17 protein-coding genes are annotated in these 17114 nt (G+C 60.4%); 6 read left to right on the forward strand and 11 right to left on the reverse strand.

Annotated features, from left to right (window positions below; all coding sequences use genetic code 11):
- Positions 1-188: 188 nt before the first annotated feature.
- Positions 189-572: a PaaI family thioesterase gene (locus HX824_RS00185; RefSeq protein WP_003213170.1), complete on the reverse strand. Its 384-nt coding sequence runs from the start codon at positions 570-572 to the stop codon at positions 189-191.
- Complete coding sequence (locus HX824_RS00190) at positions 572-2896, reverse strand: Tex family protein (RefSeq protein WP_177053987.1); 2325 nt, start codon at positions 2894-2896, stop codon at positions 572-574. The genes HX824_RS00185 and HX824_RS00190 overlap by 1 nt, the downstream gene beginning before the upstream one ends.
- A gap of 357 nt (positions 2897-3253) precedes the next feature.
- On the opposite strand from HX824_RS00190, the gene ompR reads away from it, so the two are divergent.
- Together ompR and HX824_RS00200 are read left to right on the forward strand one after the other, a co-directional pair.
- Positions 3254-3994, forward strand: coding sequence for a two-component system response regulator OmpR (ompR, locus tag HX824_RS00195; RefSeq protein WP_003213175.1), 741 nt, complete (start codon positions 3254-3256; stop codon positions 3992-3994).
- Positions 3995-4110: 116 nt separating this feature from the next.
- A complete protein-coding gene (locus tag HX824_RS00200; RefSeq protein ID WP_003213176.1) occupies positions 4111-5424 on the forward strand; it encodes an ATP-binding protein in 1314 nt (437 codons plus the stop codon).
- A gap of 124 nt (positions 5425-5548) precedes the next feature.
- Here the strand turns inward: HX824_RS00200 and rimK are convergent, their stop codons facing one another.
- The 3 genes from rimK to HX824_RS00215 are packed head-to-tail and all read right to left on the reverse strand — an operon-like array spanning position 5549 to position 7729.
- Complete coding sequence (gene rimK, locus HX824_RS00205) at positions 5549-6454, reverse strand: 30S ribosomal protein S6--L-glutamate ligase (RefSeq protein ID WP_003213178.1); 906 nt, start codon at positions 6452-6454, stop codon at positions 5549-5551.
- A complete protein-coding gene (locus HX824_RS00210) occupies positions 6451-6915 on the reverse strand; it encodes an ATP-dependent zinc protease (protein ID WP_371132397.1) in 465 nt (154 codons plus the stop codon). The genes rimK and HX824_RS00210 overlap by 4 nt, the downstream gene beginning before the upstream one ends.
- A 34-nt stretch (positions 6916-6949) precedes the next feature.
- Positions 6950-7729, reverse strand: a complete 780-nt coding sequence (locus HX824_RS00215; RefSeq protein ID WP_003213183.1) for an EAL domain-containing protein — start codon at positions 7727-7729, stop codon at positions 6950-6952.
- 116 nt (positions 7730-7845) lie between these two features.
- On the opposite strand from HX824_RS00215, the gene HX824_RS00220 reads away from it, so the two are divergent.
- Positions 7846-8253, forward strand: a complete 408-nt coding sequence (locus HX824_RS00220) for an RNA-binding S4 domain-containing protein (RefSeq protein ID WP_003213184.1) — start codon at positions 7846-7848, stop codon at positions 8251-8253.
- A gap of 42 nt (positions 8254-8295) precedes the next feature.
- Here HX824_RS00220 and HX824_RS00225 read toward each other — a convergent pair whose 3' ends face one another.
- Positions 8296-9096, reverse strand: a complete 801-nt coding sequence (locus HX824_RS00225) for a phosphatase PAP2 family protein (RefSeq protein WP_177053988.1) — start codon at positions 9094-9096, stop codon at positions 8296-8298.
- Between the two features lie 125 nt (positions 9097-9221).
- Here HX824_RS00225 and hslO point away from each other — a divergent pair, with 125 nt between their 5' ends.
- Both hslO and HX824_RS00235 read left to right on the forward strand, forming a co-directional pair.
- The gene (gene hslO, locus HX824_RS00230; protein ID WP_102367891.1) at positions 9222-10124 is read left to right on the forward strand and encodes an Hsp33 family molecular chaperone HslO; all 903 of its coding nucleotides are present in this window, start codon (positions 9222-9224) and stop codon (positions 10122-10124) included.
- 179 nt (positions 10125-10303) lie between these two features.
- On the forward strand, positions 10304-11845 hold the full coding sequence (locus HX824_RS00235; protein ID WP_003213191.1) for a phosphoenolpyruvate carboxykinase: 1542 nt from the start codon (positions 10304-10306) through the stop codon (positions 11843-11845).
- A 57-nt stretch (positions 11846-11902) separates the two neighbouring features.
- On the opposite strand, the gene HX824_RS00240 is transcribed toward HX824_RS00235, so the two are convergent.
- From HX824_RS00240 to HX824_RS00260, 5 genes are all read right to left on the reverse strand, one after another.
- A complete protein-coding gene (locus tag HX824_RS00240) occupies positions 11903-12754 on the reverse strand; it encodes a DMT family transporter (RefSeq protein WP_177054020.1) in 852 nt (283 codons plus the stop codon).
- A 114-nt stretch (positions 12755-12868) separates the two neighbouring features.
- A complete protein-coding gene (locus tag HX824_RS00245) occupies positions 12869-13246 on the reverse strand; it encodes a DUF1493 family protein (protein WP_177053989.1) in 378 nt (125 codons plus the stop codon).
- Positions 13247-13414: 168 nt separating this feature from the next.
- On the reverse strand, positions 13415-13744 hold the full coding sequence (locus HX824_RS00250; RefSeq protein WP_177053990.1) for a hypothetical protein: 330 nt from the start codon (positions 13742-13744) through the stop codon (positions 13415-13417).
- A gap of 442 nt (positions 13745-14186) precedes the next feature.
- Positions 14187-14780 carry a putative adenosine monophosphate-protein transferase Fic gene (locus HX824_RS00255; protein ID WP_003213199.1) on the reverse strand — a complete coding sequence of 198 codons (594 nt, stop codon included), beginning with the start codon at positions 14778-14780 and terminating at the stop codon, positions 14187-14189.
- Positions 14780-14950 (reverse strand): YhfG family protein, encoded by a 171-nt coding sequence (locus HX824_RS00260; protein ID WP_003213201.1) that lies wholly within the window; start codon positions 14948-14950, stop codon positions 14780-14782. Before HX824_RS00260 ends, HX824_RS00255 begins: the two co-directional genes overlap by 1 nt.
- A gap of 209 nt (positions 14951-15159) precedes the next feature.
- Between HX824_RS00260 and HX824_RS00265 the strand changes: the two genes are divergently transcribed.
- Positions 15160-17097: an ATP-dependent DNA helicase RecQ gene (locus HX824_RS00265; protein WP_177053991.1), complete on the forward strand. Its 1938-nt coding sequence runs from the start codon at positions 15160-15162 to the stop codon at positions 17095-17097.
- Positions 17098-17114: the final 17 nt, after the last annotated feature.

Consider the following 17114-nt stretch of genomic DNA (forward strand, 5'->3'; position numbering starts at 1 on the left):
CCCAATATGGGGGTGGTCAGGACGGTCTACAAGGGTGAAGTGGAAACTGGCGTTATCGCCTGGTTTTTGAGCCGGATTGACCCACTCTGAAAGAGCCGCCCTCGTCCCTGAATCTGGCTATCGCGCACGAGGAAAAGTTCGGCGCAACTTTCGAAGCGCCGAAATTAACTCAAATCGATGACAGGGAGCTATAGGACAGCGAAGGTGCCTTGTGCTTTTGCGACCAGTTTTTCGTCCTGGTACACGTCCGCCTCGACCACCAGCGTGCGCCGGCCCGGGTGAATCACCCGGGCGGTGCACAGCACATCGCCGTCGGAAACGGCGCGGATGTAGTTGATCTTGCATTCGATGGTCGCGCTCTGCTGGTCGAAACCATGGGAGCTGGAACACGCCAGCCCCATGGCAATGTCCACCAAGCTGAAGATCGCCCCGCCATGGAGCTTGCCAGCGCGGTTGCGCAACTGCGGTTCCAGGGTCAAGGCCACCTCGGCAACACCGGTTTCCAGGCGCTGCAGGCGGCAGCCAATGAGTTCGCTGAACGCGCTGTGGGTCAAGCCGGCTGGCAGTTCCATTAACGTTTCTTCAGTTGTTTGGCGTTGGCGAACAGCGAAGCCATGGCGTTGTTGGCCGGGGCTGGCGCAGCGGTTTCCTTGCGGGGGGCGGCGCCTTGGGACTGGCGAGGCGCCGAGCCTGGGCGTGCACCGCGGGCACCGTCGATTTTCTCGCCCGGGGTGTCGCTCATGCGCATCGACAGGCCGACGCGTTTGCGCGGGATGTCGACTTCCATGACCTTGACCTTGACCACATCACCGGCTTTCACCGCTTCACGCGGGTCCTTGATGAACTTCTCCGAAAGCGCAGAGATGTGCACCAAACCGTCCTGATGCACGCCGATATCCACAAACGCGCCGAAGTTGGTCACGTTGGTCACCACGCCTTCGAGGATCATCCCCAGTTGCAGGTCCTTGAGGTCTTCGACGCCTTCCTGGAATTCGGCGGTCTTGAACTCGGGACGCGGGTCGCGGCCAGGTTTTTCCAGCTCTTGCAGGATGTCGGTGATGGTCGGCACGCCGAAGGTTTCGTCGGTGTACTTCTTCGGGTCCAGGCGCTTGAGGAACGCGGCGTCGCCGATCAGCGAGCGGATGTCGCGGTCGGTTTCAGCGGCGATGCGTTGTACCAGCGGGTAGGCTTCCGGGTGGACAGCCGAGGAATCCAGCGGGTTGTCACCGTTCATGACGCGCAGGAAGCCGGCGGCTTGCTCGAAGGTTTTTTCGCCAAGGCGTGCGACTTTTTTCAGCGCTGCACGGGTCTTGAACGCACCGTTTTCGTCGCGGTGGGTCACGATGTTCTGCGCCAGGGTGGCGTTGAGGCCGGAGATGCGGGCCAGCAGCGCAACCGAAGCGGTGTTTACGTCCACGCCCACGGCGTTCACGCAGTCTTCAACCACGGCGTCCAGGCCGCGAGCCAGTTTCAGCTGCGACACGTCGTGCTGGTACTGGCCGACGCCGATGGATTTCGGGTCGATCTTCACCAGCTCGGCCAGTGGGTCCTGCAGGCGGCGAGCGATGGACACTGCGCCACGGATCGACACGTCGAGGTCCGGGAATTCCTTGGACGCCAGTTCAGACGCGGAGTACACCGAAGCGCCGGCCTCGGAGACCATCACCTTGGTCATCTGCATGCCTGGGTATTTTTTGATCAGCTCGGCGGCCAGCTTGTCGGTTTCACGGCTGGCGGTGCCGTTGCCGATGGCAATCAGGTCCACCGCGTGCTTGGCGCACAGGGCGGCCAGGATGGCGATGGTCTGGTCCCACTTGTTGTGCGGCACGTGGGGGTAAACCGTGGCGTGATCCAGCAGCTTGCCGGTGGCGTCGACCACGGCAACCTTGCAGCCGGTGCGCAGGCCCGGGTCGAGGCCCAGGGTTGCGCGTGGGCCGGCGGGTGCGGCCAGCAGCAGGTCGTGCAGGTTGTGGGCGAATACGCTGATGGCTTCGGTTTCGGCGCCGTCGCGCAACTCGCCCAGCAGGTCGGTTTCGAGGTGGGTGTAGAGCTTGACCTTCCAGGTCCAGCGCACGACCTCACTGAGCCACTTGTCCGCAGGACGATTCTGATTCTGGATGCCGAACTGTTGACCGATCATGCCTTCGCACGGGTGCATGGTGCCCGGCAGCTCGTCGCCGACTTTCAGCGCGGAGCTCAGGATGCCTTCGTTGCGGCCGCGGAAAATCGCCAGTGCACGGTGGGACGGCATGCTTTTCAGCGGCTCGTCGTGTTCGAAGTAATCGCGGAACTTGGCGCCTTCCTCTTCCTTGCCGGCGATTACGCGGGCACTGAGGGTGGCTTCCTGCTTCAGGTAGTTGCGCAGTTTTTCCAGCAGGTTGGCGTCTTCGGCGAAGCGCTCCATGAGGATGTACTTGGCGCCTTCGAGGGCGGCCTTGACGTCGGCCACGCCTTTTTCGGCATCGACAAAGCGTGCAGCTTCGGTTTCCGGGGCCAGGGACGGGTCGTTGAACAGACCGTCGGCCAGCTCGCCGAGGCCGGCTTCCAGGGCGATCTGGCCCTTGGTGCGGCGCTTCTGCTTGTACGGCAGGTACAAGTCTTCGAGGCGGGTCTTGGTGTCGGCGAGCTTGATGTCGCGTTCCAGCTGCGGGGTCAGCTTGCCTTGCTCTTCAATGCTGGCGAGGATGCTGATACGCCGTTCGTCGAGTTCTCGCAGGTAGCGCAGGCGCTCTTCCAGATGCCGCAACTGGATATCATCGAGGCTGCCGGTGACTTCTTTACGGTAACGGGCGATGAAGGGCACTGTGGAGCCTTCATCCAGTAGAGCGACGGCCGCTTCGACCTGTTGTGGGCGTACGCCGAGTTCCTCGGCGATGCGGCTGTTGATGCTGTCCATAAAACCACCTGAAATTCTGAAAGCAGGCTCGCAGGCCCGGAAAACAAGGCTCGCGAGGCTGGTTGAGCGGCCCGTCTGGCGCCGCTGCCTGGGTCAAGAGGCAGCCTATTGACCCTCGAAATCGAAAAAATCACTACAAGCGGGTGAAAAAAATCCCCTGGCAGTAAACGGTAACGAACTGACGTTGCCCTGCACAAAGGCGCCGCATTATAACCAGCGTTCTGCCCTTGGGGGGATTGCCGCCAAGGTTGTAGGGCGCGGGTTCGCTGGCGGTAGAGGAAAAATCTGCTAACAATGCACACGGTGCGTATAACGGCAGCTACGCCATAATGCGCGCCGAGATAAGAGGAGCATCTAATGAGCAGCACTGCACAAACTGCTGAAGGCGAAAAAATTCTCATCGTTGATGACGATCCGGGGCTGAGCAGCCTGCTGGAGCGTTTCTTCAACTCCAAGGGCTACCGTGCCCGCGCGGTGCCAAACACCGAACAGATGGACCGCCTGTTGGGACGTGAAGTCTTCAACCTGGTGGTGCTGGACCTGATGCTGCCCGGCGAAGACGGCCTGACCGCCTGCAAACGCCTGCGCGGTGCCAACAATCAGATCCCGATCATCATGCTGACCGCCAAGGGCGATGAGCTGAGCCGCATCAAGGGCCTGGAACTGGGCGCCGACGACTACCTGGCCAAGCCGTTCAACCCGGACGAGCTGATGGCACGGGTCAAGGCCGTACTGCGTCGCCAGGCCGCCCCGGTACCGGGCGCTCCAGGCAGCGAAGACGAAAGCGTGACCTTCGGCGACTACGAGTTGTCGCTGGCCACCCGTGAGCTCAAGCGTGGCGATGAAGTGCACATGCTGACCACCGGCGAATTCGCCGTGCTCAAGGCACTGGTGATGAACGCTCGCCAGCCGCTGACCCGCGACAAGCTGATGAACCTGGCCCGTGGCCGCGAGTGGGACGCCCTCGAGCGCTCTATCGACGTACAGATCTCCCGTCTGCGCCGGATGATCGAGCCCGATCCATCCAAGCCGCGTTATATCCAGACGGTGTGGGGTGTGGGTTACGTGTTTGTGCCGGATGGCACTGCAACCAAGTGACCGATGATTTGCAGAGGCGGGCGTGCCGGTGATGACTCGATAAGAGTCAGCCGGTTGCCCGGCGTTTGCAATTCTGCGAGCTTGGCTCGCTCCTGCAAGGTGTCCAGCTGTCTTTTATGAAAACCCCGTTGTGGTTCCCGCAGAGTTTCTTCTCACGCACCCTTTGGCTGGTGCTCATCGTCGTACTGTTTTCCAAGGCCCTGACACTGGTTTATCTGTTGATGAACGAAGACGTGCTGGTGGACCGGCAGTACAGCCACGGTGTCGCGCTGACCTTGCGCGCCTATTGGGCCGCAGACCCCGAGAACCGCGAGAAGATCGCCAAGGCCGCTACCCTGGTCCGGGTCGCGGGCGCGGGCGTGCCCGAGGGCGAGCAACATTGGCCCTACAGCGAAATCTACCAGCGCCAGATGCAGGCCGAACTGGGTGAAGACACCGAGGTGCGGCTGCGCATGCATGTGTCGCCGGCGCTGTGGGTACGAGCGCCGAGCCTGGGGGAGGACTGGCTGAAAGTGCCGCTGTATCCGCATCCCTTGCGGGGGCAGAAGATCTGGAACGTGCTGGGCTGGTTCCTGGCGATTGGCTTGCTTTCCACCGCGTCTGCCTGGATTTTCGTGCGCCAGCTCAACCAGCCGCTCAAGCGCCTGGTGTTTGCCGCACGCCAGCTGGGCCAGGGCCGCAGTGTGCGCCTGCCCATCAGCGATACGCCGAGTGAAATGACCGAGGTGTACAGCGCGTTCAACCAGATGGCCGAGGATGTCGAACAGGCGGGGCGCGAGCGCGAGCTGATGCTGGCGGGGGTGTCCCATGACCTGCGCACGCCGCTGACGCGTCTGCGGCTTTCCCTGGAACTGATGGGTAACCACACCGACCTTACCGACGACATGGTTCGAGACATCGAGGACATGGACGCGATTCTCGACCAGTTCCTGGCGTTTATCCGCGATGGCCGGGACGAGGTGGTGGAAGAGGTCGACCTGACGGACCTGGTACGTGAGGTGGTGGCGCCCTACAACCAGAACGGCGAGCAGGTGCGGATGCGCCTGGAACCGATCCAGCCGTTCGCGTTGCGTCGGGTTTCGATGAAGCGCCTGCTGAATAACCTGATTGGTAACGCGCTGCATCACGCTGGTTCCGATGTGGAAGTAGCAGCCTACGTTTCCGGGGATACCAGTGCGCCTTACGTGGTGCTGAGTGTCATGGACCGTGGGGCCGGTATCGATCCGGCGGAACTGGAAGGTATCTTCAACCCGTTCACCCGCGGCGACCGTGCCCGGGGTGGCAAAGGCACGGGCCTGGGGCTGGCGATTGTGCGGCGGATTGCTTCAATGCATGGCGGCAATGTCGAATTGCGCAACCGGCCGGATGGCGGCCTGGAAGCGCGAGTGCGCTTGCCGTTGGGGCTGATGTTGCCCAGGGACGCGGTCTAAATGTGAGAGCGGGCTTGCTCGCGAAGGCGGTGGGTCAGTCCATAGAAATGTCGACTGATCCACTGCCTTCGCGAGCAAGCCCGCTCCCACACTGGTTTTGCGGTGCTTTATAGGTCGGGTGTATTCAGCCCTTGCCTTTGGTGCGCGTCATATTCGGCCCACCACTCTTCTCCAGATGCTGAATGATGATCCCCGCCACATCCTTGCCGGTGGTGGTCTCAATTCCTTCCAGGCCCGGTGACGAGTTCACCTCCATCACCAGCGGCCCGTGGTTGGAGCGCAATATATCCACACCCGCCACGCTCAACCCCATGACCTTGGCTGCCCGCAGTGCGGTCATGCGTTCTTCCGGGGTGATCTTGATCAGGCTGGCACTGCCGCCACGGTGCAGGTTGGACCGAAACTCACCCGGCTTGGCCTGGCGCTTCATCGCGGCAATCACCTTGTCGCCCACCACGAAGCAGCGGATATCCGCACCGCCGGCTTCCTTGATGTACTCCTGCACCATGATGTTCTGCTTGAGGCCCATGAACGCCTCGATCACCGACTCGGCCGCAGTCGCGGTTTCACACAGCACCACGCCGATGCCCTGGGTGCCTTCCAGCACCTTGATCACCAGCGGCGCGCCGTTGACCATCTCGATCAGGTCGGGAATGTCATCCGGGGAGTGCGCAAAGCCGGTGACCGGCAAGCCAATGCCACGGCGCGACAGCAACTGCAGCGAGCGCAGCTTGTCCCGCGAACGGGCGATAGCCACCGATTCATTGAGGGGAGACACCCCCATCATTTCAAACTGGCGCAGTACCGCGCAGCCATAGAACGTCACGGAAGCACCGATACGCGGGATCACCGCATCGAAGCCTTCCAGCGGTTTGCCCCGGTAGTGGATCTGCGGCTTATGACTGGCAATGTTCATATAGGCGCGCAACGTATCGATCACCACCATCTCATGGCCACGTTCGGTGCCGGCCTCGACCAGGCGACGGGTGGAATACAGACGCGGGTTACGCGACAGCACAGCGATCTTCATGCAGCACCTGTGGCAGAGGTAGTAGAGACCGGGAACACCGGCTTGTCTTGAACGTATTTGACGCCGGGACTGACCACCAGTTGGCCGTCAATCAGGGCCTTGGAGCCCAGCAACAGGCGGTAACGCATGGCCTTGCGGCAGGCGAGGGTGAATTCCACCCGCCATACCCGATCGCCCAGGGCCAGGGTGGTGCTGATCACATACCGCACCTGGGCCTGGCCGTTGGAGCTTTTAATGGTTTTCATCGCCACCAGCGGTGCTTCGCAGCGCCGGTGACGCAGTTGCACCACGCTGCCCAGGTGCGCGGTGAAGCGCACCCACTTTGCACCGTCGCGCTCAAATGGCTCGATCTCGGTGGCATGCAGGCTTGAGGTACTGGCGCCGGTGTCGATCTTGGCGCGCAGGCCTGCCACTCCCAAGTCGGGAAGTGCCACCCACTCACGCAGACCCACAACGGTCAAATGGTCAAATGTCTTCAATATGAATAACCGGCAATTAATTCGCCCAGGCGGCGGGTGATACCTCGGCCAGGGCTTTGAATGCAGGCTTGGCGAACCAGTAGCCCTGCATCAGAAATATTCCACAGTCGGCGAGAAAATCCCGCTCGCCGGCACTTTCGATGCCCTCGGCGATGACAGTAACGCCCAACTGCTCACAGATTGTGACAATCCCCCGGACGATCACCTGACGGACACGATCACGGTCGACATCGCGGATCAGCGCCATGTCGAGTTTGATCAGGTCAGGTTGGAAATCGGCCAGCAGATTCAGCCCCGAATAGCCCGCCCCGAAATCGTCGATGGCGGTCTTGAAGCCGAATTCGCGGTATTCACGCAGAATATTCGTCAAATGGCGATAGTTATCTACATGCTCGCTTTCCAGGGTCTCGAAAATCAGCCGATCCAACGGAAAATTATGCGCCCGGGCCGCCTCCAGGGTGCTGCGGATGCACAGTTCTGGTCGATAGACCGCGTTGGGCATGAAGTTGATTGAAAGGTGCGTCTGCATGTTGAGTGTCGAAGCGGTGGCGATCGCGCGGGTGCGGCATTGCTGGTCGAAACGGTAGCGATTGCTGTCGTTGACCTGATCCAGCACCGTCAACGCGCCCTCACCGTTGACGCCGCGCACCAAGGCTTCATGGGCAAAGACCGACTGGTCACGCAGGTCCACGATAGGCTGATACGCAAAGGCGAACTCAAAGCCCAGCGGCTCACTTTGCTGGCAGCCCGCACAGGCTTGTTTGGGCGAGGTCAGTGAAATGGGAAAGTCGGTCACACGTTAACCTCGCGAAAACAGGATGCTACCTGGCGTATCTTAGGTGAGCTCAAGGGTTTATGCGTTGAAGGGTTTCAACGGTAAAGTTGCGACATTTTTCAGAGCGAGGAATTCAAGTGGCTCAGAAGCAGGAAGAGGAAGAAAAAGTCCGTTTGGACAAGTGGTTGTGGGCGGCGCGTTTCTTCAAGACCCGTGCCTTGGCCAAGGCGGCGATCGAGAGTGGCAAGGTGCATTGGCGCGGCGAGCGTTGCAAGCCCGGCAAGGAGCCACGCATCGGCGATGAGTTCCAGATCCGTGCCGGGTTTGATGAACGAACCGTCGTGGTCCAGGCGCTTTCAATTGTGCGAAGGGGCGCTCCCGAGGCGCAGGCGTTGTATACCGAGACCGAAGCCAGCATCGCCAAGCGCGAAAACGCGGCGGCCATGCGCAAGGCGGGGTCCCTGGGCATGACCACCGACGGCAAGCCAAGCAAGAAACAGCGGCGCGACCTGTTCAAGTTTCGCGGCAGTGGCAATGATGATTAATCGGCAGACCGCAGGAGCCAGGTCGGCTCCTGCTATTTCAACTCAAACGCTGCGAATCACGCTCAAGCGCTTAACCAGCGGTACTCGCCGAAACAACTCAAACACCGGGCCCGTCACTCGCACCAGCCCCCGCGAAACCTTCGCTGCAAAGGGCGTGTAGTAACCCCAGCCCAACGCCAACAGCGCCAGCAACACCCCACCGATATAATCGTCCTGCCCCCAATGCGCACCGGCTACCAGCCGCGGCATCATGAACAGCAGCGCCAAGCCCCAGATCACCAGCACCTGCCCGATCCGCTTGGCAAACACGGTCATGAACATCCCCCAGATCAACAATACCGATGCATGATCCCCCGGGAAGCTCTGGCTGGAGCGGTCCTTCAACTCCCATGTCTTCTCCAGGCCTGGGAAATAGTCGCTCATCTGAATCGCGCCGCTGATCACCATCGACGGGCTATGGTGTTGCCAGCCCATTTGCGCCGCCAGCTTGGAAAACAGCATGCGGATAAACAGCAACAGCAGCAGAATGCCCAGGAAGCCGAAAAACGCCTGGCGCACTTCAATCGCCTTGAACACCCAGTCGCCACGGACCAACAGCGTCAGCAGAATCACCCCGACCACCGCGTCAAACGGCCGCAAACTGGCCACCGCCCACACATGCAGCCACGCCGAGCTGCTTGCCAGCGGGTCATTGAGCAGATGAAACAGCCACTCGTCGAAAACCGTGCAGAGCGCCTGGCCCGCCGGCCAGAGCCAAAAACACAGCAGCCCCACAGCGAGTAAATTACACAGGGCCAATCGCCCGAGGTCCCACCTGGCTTGGAACAAACCCGGATTGTTCATAAACTGTTTCCTCTTTGCTTTAAAGCGCTTCGTTTTCCCGCAGAAGGCCGCACCAAAACGGTGCTAAAGCGTGTAATTCTATAAACCTTGTCATCTTTTTGTCATCAATTCAGATACCCAGACCTATGACTGATCTACCGGATACCGACTTCACCCAACGCTTCATCTTCGACGACAGCGACGCCCGCGGCGAACTGGTCGCCCTGGAGCGCAGCTATGCCGAAGTCCTCGCCAAGCACCCCTATCCGGAGCCGGTCGCGCAATTGCTCGGCGAACTGATGGCGGCTGCCTCGCTGCTGGTGGGCACCCTGAAGTTCGATGGCTTGCTGATCCTGCAGGCCCGTTCCGAAGGCCCGATCCCGCTGCTGATGATCGAATGCTCCAGCGAGCGCGAAATCCGTGGGCTGGCCCGCTACGACGCGGACCGCATCGCCGCCGATGCGACCCTGGCTGACCTGATGCCAGACGGCGTGCTGGCCCTGACCGTCGACCCGACGGTAGGCCAGCGTTACCAGGGTATCGTCGACCTCGACGGCGAAACCCTGTCCGACTGCTTCACCAATTATTTCGTGATGTCCCAGCAAGTGGGCACCCGCTTCTGGCTCAACGCCGACGGCAAGCGCGCCCGTGGCCTGCTGCTGCAACAACTGCCGGCCGACCGCATCAAGGACGAAGAAGACCGCGCCGACAGCTGGGCCCACATCACCGCCCTGGCCGGCACCCTGAAAGCCGAAGAGTTGCTGGGCCTGGATAACGAAACCATCCTGCACCGCCTCTACCACGAAGAGGCCGTGCGCCTGTTCGACGTGCAGTCCCTGCGCTTCCACTGCAGCTGCTCCCGCGAACGCTCGGCCACGGCCCTGGTCAGCCTGGGCCTGGAAGATGCGCAGGACCTGGTGGTGGAACACGGTGGCAACATCGAGATCGACTGCCAGTTCTGTAACCAGCGCTACCTGTTCGACGCCGCCGATATTGCTCAATTATTCGCCGGCGCGGGCGTAGACACCCCTTCAGGCACCCGCCACTAAAACGTTTAAGCACAGGTAAATCACCTGACAAACGCCGGATTTCCGCCGTTCTGACCGGAGGGCCCTACTCTTTTTGGGCTTTTCTGGCATAATCCGGCCCACTTTTTTCGCGGTAGTAGTGCGCAACTTTCTACTACAAAACGTTTGGAGCACTCGGCCACTGGCCGACGGGGAACCTCATGACGCAAGCCAATAACGCCGTATACACCGATCTGAGTGTTGACGATCTGGTCAAAGAAGCCCTGCAGCGCGGTGAAGGCGTGCTTGCCGATACCGGTGCGCTGGTCGTAGAAACCGGTCACCGTACCGGCCGTTCGCCAGTCGACCGCTTCATCGTTGAAGAGCCTTCCACCCAGGCTGCCATTGCCTGGGGCCCGATCAACCGCAAGTTCCCGGCCGACAAGTTCGATGCCCTGTGGGCTCGCGTTGAGGCATTCAACAACGCGCAAGAGCATTTCGTTTCCCACGTTCACGTAGGGGCTGCAGAAGACCACTACCTGGCCGTGAAAATGACCACCCAGACTGCCTGGCAGAACCTGTTCGGTCGTTGCCTGTTCATCAACCCGGCCCAGTACAACCCGGCCGGTCGTGAAGAGTGGCAAGTGCTCAACGTGGCCAACTTCGAATGCGTGCCAGAGCGTGACGGCACCAACTCCGACGGTTGCGTGATCCTCAACTTCGCCCAGAAAAAAGTCCTGATCGCCGGCATGCGTTACGCCGGTGAGATGAAAAAAGCCATGTTCTCGGTGCAGAACTTCCTGCTGCCGGCCTCCGACGTGCTGCCGATGCACTGCGCCGCCAACATCGGCGAAGCCGGCGACGTGACCCTGTTCTTCGGTCTGTCGGGCACCGGTAAAACCACCCTGTCCGCCGACGAAAGCCGCTACCTGATCGGCGACGACGAACACGGCTGGGGCGAAGGTGTGGTGTTCAACATCGAAGGCGGTTGCTATGCCAAGTGCATCGACCTGTCCGAGAAGAACGAGCCGGTGATCTGGAAAGCCATCAAGCACGGCACCGTGCTCGAAAACGTGGTGATCGACGATGCCAAGCACGCCGACTACACCAACGTCAGCCTGACCCAGAACAGCCGCGCCGCCTACCCGCTGGAGCACGTGGCCAAGCGTTCCGAGAAAAACCTCGGTGGCGAGCCAAACGCTGTGATCTTCCTGACCTGCGACCTGACCGGCGTACTGCCGCCCGTGTCGATCCTCAGCGAAGAACAAGCGGCGTACCACTTCCTGTCCGGCTACACCGCTCTGGTGGGCTCGACCGAAATGGGTTCGGGCGGCGGCATCAAGTCGACCTTCTCCACCTGCTTCGGCGCGCCATTCTTCCCACGCCCGGCTGGTGAATACGCAGAACTGCTGATCAAGCGCGTGCGCGGCTTCGGCTCCAAGGTCTACCTGGTCAACACCGGCTGGACCGGCGGCGGCTACGGCGTTGGCAAGCGCTTCAACATCCCGACCACCCGTGGCGTGATTGCAGCGATCCAGAGCGGTGCGTTGATTGGTGCCGAGACCGAGCACCTGGATACCATCAACCTGGACGTGCCATTGGCCGTACCGGGCGTCGAGACTGGCCTGTTGAACCCACGTAACACCTGGGCTGACAAGGCTGCCTACGATGAAGCGGCGAAAGCGCTGGCGGGTCTGTTCATCGAGAACTTCAAGAAGTTTGAAGTGAGCGATGCGATCAAGGCTGCGGGTCCGAAGTTGTAAGATTCGGCCGTTGTGAAAAAGCCGCCCCTAGTGGGCGGCTTTTTTGTGGGCGAAGGATCAGTCGACGAGGTGCAGAACCACGGCTCCCACTAACACCAGCACCACACCGGTCACTTGCACCGCTGACAGCCGCTCCTTGAAAAACACAAACCCCAGAATCGCGGCGATCCCACCGGACAGGGTGCTGATCACCGTCACCACGGAAACCGACCCCGCCATTGCGCCCCACGAGAACGCCGAGAACCCACCCAGGTTCATCAGGCTCGCGCTGGTCAGCGTTGCGCAGTTTTTCAGCGGTGGGATTTTCAGGCCGTCTTTGATCTTAAGCACCATCAACACCAGGACGCACAGGCCAACCAAATACCCAAGCCAAAGCATCGTGACCGGGCCAAGCGTCGGCAGGGTGTAGCGGCCCTGCACCCAAAAGCTTGTGCCGTAGAGCAACGCTGCGAGCATCGCGTAGGCGATTGAGCGGCTGGAACTGTTGTGAGGGACGCCATTGTCCTTGTGAATGCTGGACAGGATCACGCCAATTACGCAGAGAGCGATGCAGCCGAGGTGGATCAGGCTGATGTGTTCGCCGCTGGCCCATGACAGCAAAGTGGTCACGACACCGTAGGACGTCACCAGCGGCGCGACAATGGCCGCTTTGCCCAGCGAGAAGGCCTTGGACAGCGCAAGGGCGCCGGAGACGGTCAGCAGGGCTGCTGCGGCTCCCAGGAGCCAGACACTCAAAGGCGCCGCGAGGGATTTGACGAGGAAGGCCGGGAATATGACCAGCAGCAGGGTCATGATCAGGAAGCCCAGCGCCTGGCCGAAGTACACCGCGCGTTTGACGCCGACAGCTCGGGCGTTGAGGCCCACGAGGAAGTCCGTGCCGCCCCAGAGCAGGGCGGCCAGCAGGCCCATTAGTACGTCCATGTAAGGTCCTTGTTATTTTTTGAAGGCTGCGGTGTATTGGCTTATAGGTGTGCTGACTGTCCGGGCCTCATCGCGGGCAAGCCCGGCTCCCACAGTTGATCTTCAGCGTGTTTGGGGTTTGTGTTCGCTCAGGTTTTCCAGGGTTTGGGTGTCCCAGCGTTGGGTCTTGATCGCGAGGTATAGCATGCCGATGGTCAGCGGGATTTTGTCGCCGCGGCCTTTGGCACGGTGTTTCAGGAAGACGTCGAAGGCGGGAGGTTGGAAGTAACGATAAGCGTCGTAGTCGTTCAAGTCGACAGCGAAGCCTTGCTCCAGCGCTTCCATCAATTGATTGGCTTCGGCGCCGTCGCAACCCAGGTCCAGGTTGATGGCCGTTTCAAGGCGCAGCGTCTTATGTTCAGGCAGGCCAATTTCTTCATGCAGCAGTTGCAAGAGCTGTTGCATGGCAAAGTCTTCAGGAAAGTTGGGGGCCAGGTTCATGGTGGTTACGCGTGAGTGGGCAGGGCGACTGACTTTATCGATCGAACCGTGATCCTTCAAACGAAACAGGTCAAATGTGGGAGCCGGGCTTGCCCGCGATGGCGGTGTTTCAGTGGTAAAGGTGTTGTCTGACACTCCGCTATCGCAGGCAAGCCAGCTCCCACATTTTTAGCTGTGTGGCTGCTCAGGTGGTGTTCGCTTTACGGCGTCGGTGGTGGTGAGTCGCATCATGCCGGTTTGGGCGACTTCCAGTAGATCGCAACCGTCCTGGACGAGCAGATACAGGGCGTTGGTGATATGCGAAATATCTTTGAGGTCGGCCTGTTCGAAGGTCAGGCAGGAGAAGGTTTCCAGGAGATCGGCTGCGGCGCGGATGCGTTGGTGGGCTGCGGACTGGATATCTTCGGCGGCGGCTTCGGTGTCGATGAGCAGGGGGTGGGTATCGGTGAAGTTGGTGCCAAGTGGAAGGTAGCGGTTTTTCGCTTCAGGTGTTTGCATTTGAAGGTACTCGGTTTGCTGTTAAGTAACCGTCGTCACCGTGGCCAAACGATGGGTGGCGGACTGTGCGCAGGTTGGCCAACCGGAAACAGCAATCCGGCACGTCCGAGGACGTCCCACACACAGCCGCCATAACATTGCGCTGAGAGGACGATAGACGTCCGCCAGACAAGTGATGGCACTTATGTGTGCTGTTTTCGAGTGACCAAACCCGGTCGCTGAATTTGCAACGACGGGGCGAACCTTGGCGGGAGTGTGGGGCGAGAGCAATAAACAGATCGTTACCAGCTTTAACGGATACTGATCGTTCCCACGCTCCGCGTGGGAATGCATCCCGTGACGCTCCGCGTCACCAGTGTTCATGGCTTGGGTCGTGCGCGGATGACGGGACGCGGAGCGTCCCTGGCGGCATTCCCACGCGGAGCGTAGGGAACGATCGGGGCTAGCGCGGGGTGCTGATACACCGCTCGAAAATCGCCTCCAACCCCCGATAATCACACGCCACCGCATCGATGTTCGCCGGTATCCACGCCGCATTCTTCACCAGCCACCAATTCACCGAAAACCCGGCATTCACGATGATCTGCTCGAACAGAATCCGCTGCGCCCGGCCATTCCCTTCGCGAAACGGGTGGATCACGTTGAGGTCGCCATAGGCCTCGGCAATTTGCGTCACCAACTCCGCCTGCGTCACCCCGACAAACCAGTTCGCCTGCGCCATGTGCTGGATGATCTTGCTCGCCTCAGGCGGGATGCGCTCCGGTGTGCAGAACAGCGTGTCGCCTTTCTGGATGTTGACCGTACGCAGTTCCCCGGCCCATTCGTAAATGTCTGCGAACAGGGTGCGGTGGATGTGTTGCAGGCGTTCCAGGTCGTAGGGCGGGGGATACAGCGGAAGGCTGCCGACAGCGATTTCAGACAGTTCCCGCTCGGCCTGGTGCAGGCGTTCTTCGTCGAACAAATCGAGGCGGTTACGCAGGACGCTGCTACCGGGGTAGCAGTACGGGTCCTGGCCCACGCCATATTTGTCGAGCATCAGCGTGGGGTGTTGCGGTACTTGGCGAGGACGGCTTCGCGGGTCGGCAGGGGTTTGTCGACGTCGGCGGGCTGGGTGTCGAACCCTTCCAGGCGCAGGCTGGCCAGGTAGTTGGAACGACGGATCTTGTCGTAGTGATCCTGCTTTTGCTCAAACGTCAGTTCGGCCATGACAGCGTCCTCTCGGTGCGAAGGTTGATTGTAGCGCAATGAGTTTCGAGATGCGTCCCGCGTAAGGTTGGAACGATTCTTACGGGTGCCTACTCCACTTCCCAGGCTGTGTATCATCCAGACTCTTTTTTCCTTGCGACCTTTCTCGATTCGCTGAATGCGCTGGTCTATGTTTTGGGCTCGTTCAGCGGTCAATGGAGTGACAGCTTATGCACAACACCCTCCAACAGGTCTTTGGTTATCCACAGTTTCGTTTGGGTCAGGAGGCGGTGGTCAGTGCCGTGCTGGCCGGCCGTTCGGCGGCGGCGATTTTTCCCACCGGTTCCGGCAAGTCCCTGTGTTATCAACTTTCCGCCGTGTTGCTGCCGCACCTGACGCTGGTGGTGTCGCCGTTGCTGGCGCTGATGCAGGACCAGTTGGGTTTCCTGCAGCGCCACGGTATCTCGGCGGGCAGCATCGACTCGGCCCAGAGCCGCGATGATGCCAATGACGTCATGGCCCGGGCGCGTTCGGGCGAGCTGAAGATCCTGATGGTTTCCGTGGAGCGCTTGAAGAACGAGCGCTTTCGCAACTTCCTGCAAAGCGTGCCGATCTCGCTGCTGGTGGTGGATGAGGCTCACTGCATTTCCGAATGGGGCCATAACTTTCGCCCGGACTACCTGAAGCTGCCGGATTACCAACGCCAGTTCCGCATCCCCCAGGCGCTGCTGCTGACCGCCACGGCGACGCCCAAGGTGATCGCCGACATGCAGGCCAAGTTCGCCATTGCACCTGACGATGTGATCACCACCGGCTTCTACCGCTCCAACCTCAACCTGCTGGTTGAGCCCGTCAGTGGCCAGGACAAGCGACGACGGCTGGTGACGTGGATGCAGGAGCGAGCCAATCAGCCAAGCATCGTCTACGTCACGCTGCAAAAAACCGCGGAGCAGATTGCCGAGCATTTGAATCGCAATGGAATCCAGGCCGAGGCTTATCACGCGGGCCTGGCTCACGATAAGCGGGAAGCCATTCAGAAGCGATTCATGGGCGGGCAGTCCAACTGCATCGTCGCCACCATTGCCTTCGGCATGGGCATCGACAAAAGCGATATCCGCAACGTGGTGCACTTCGACCTGCCCAAATCCATCGAGAACTACAGCCAGGAAATCGGCCGTGCCGGGCGTGACGGGCAGCCGTCTGAGTGTCTGGTTCTGGCCAACCGCGACAGCCTGAATATCCTGGAAAACTTTGTGTACGGCGATACGCCGGAACAGGAAGGTATTCGCCGAGTCCTGGAGGAAATACAGGCGGTCCGTGCCGATGGACAGTGGGAGTTTATGCTCCGGTCACTGTCGGACCACAGCAACATCCGTGAACTACCGCTGAAGACCTTGCTCGTGCAGCTTGAACTCAAGGGTGTGATCGCGCCACGCTACGCGTTTTATGCCGAATACCGCTTCAAGTATTTGATTGAACCAGAGGCATTGCTGGCGTGTTTTACCGGCGAGCGGCAGCAGTTTGTCGCAGCGATTATCCAGGTCTGCAAACGGGCGAAAACCTGGGCGACGGTGGACTTCGACGCGCTGTATCAACAGCACCAGGCCGAGCGCAGCCGGGTGGTGAAGGCCCTGGATTACTTTCAGGAACAAGGCCTGATCGAGATGGAAAGCCGGCAGATGACCGAGGTTTACGCCCTGCTGAATACCGACTTCGATCCACCGGCGCTGAGCACGGAGTTATACACAGGCTTCAAGCAGCATGAGGTGACGGAGGTGGCGCGAATTCACGCCATGCTGGATCTGTTCGCGACACAGGAGTGCCTGGGTTACCGCCTGGCGCACTATTTCGGCGATGAAAACGCGCCCCGGCAGTGCGGGCACTGCTCGGTGTGCCACGGTAACGTCGCCCACTTGCCGGCGCCGCCGAGCTTGCCGCCGCTTGTGGATAAAAACTTTTTCGCGCTGTGCGGTGAATTTATCCACAGCCACCATGAATACAGCGGCGACTTGCCGAGCGCGGAGCGGCTGACACGGTTTTTATGCGGTCTCAGCGTGCCGTTGTTTACCAAGCTGAAGGCACGAGGGATTCCAGGTTTCGCGGTACTGGAGGAGTATCCCTATGCAGAGGTTCGTGAATGGGCGGAGGCAGGGTTGGAGGCACTCTGATTTCCGGTCTGGAGGGT

It is taken from the genome of Pseudomonas sp. D4002 (genome assembly GCF_013385665.1).
Classification (GTDB): domain Bacteria; phylum Pseudomonadota; class Gammaproteobacteria; order Pseudomonadales; family Pseudomonadaceae; genus Aquipseudomonas.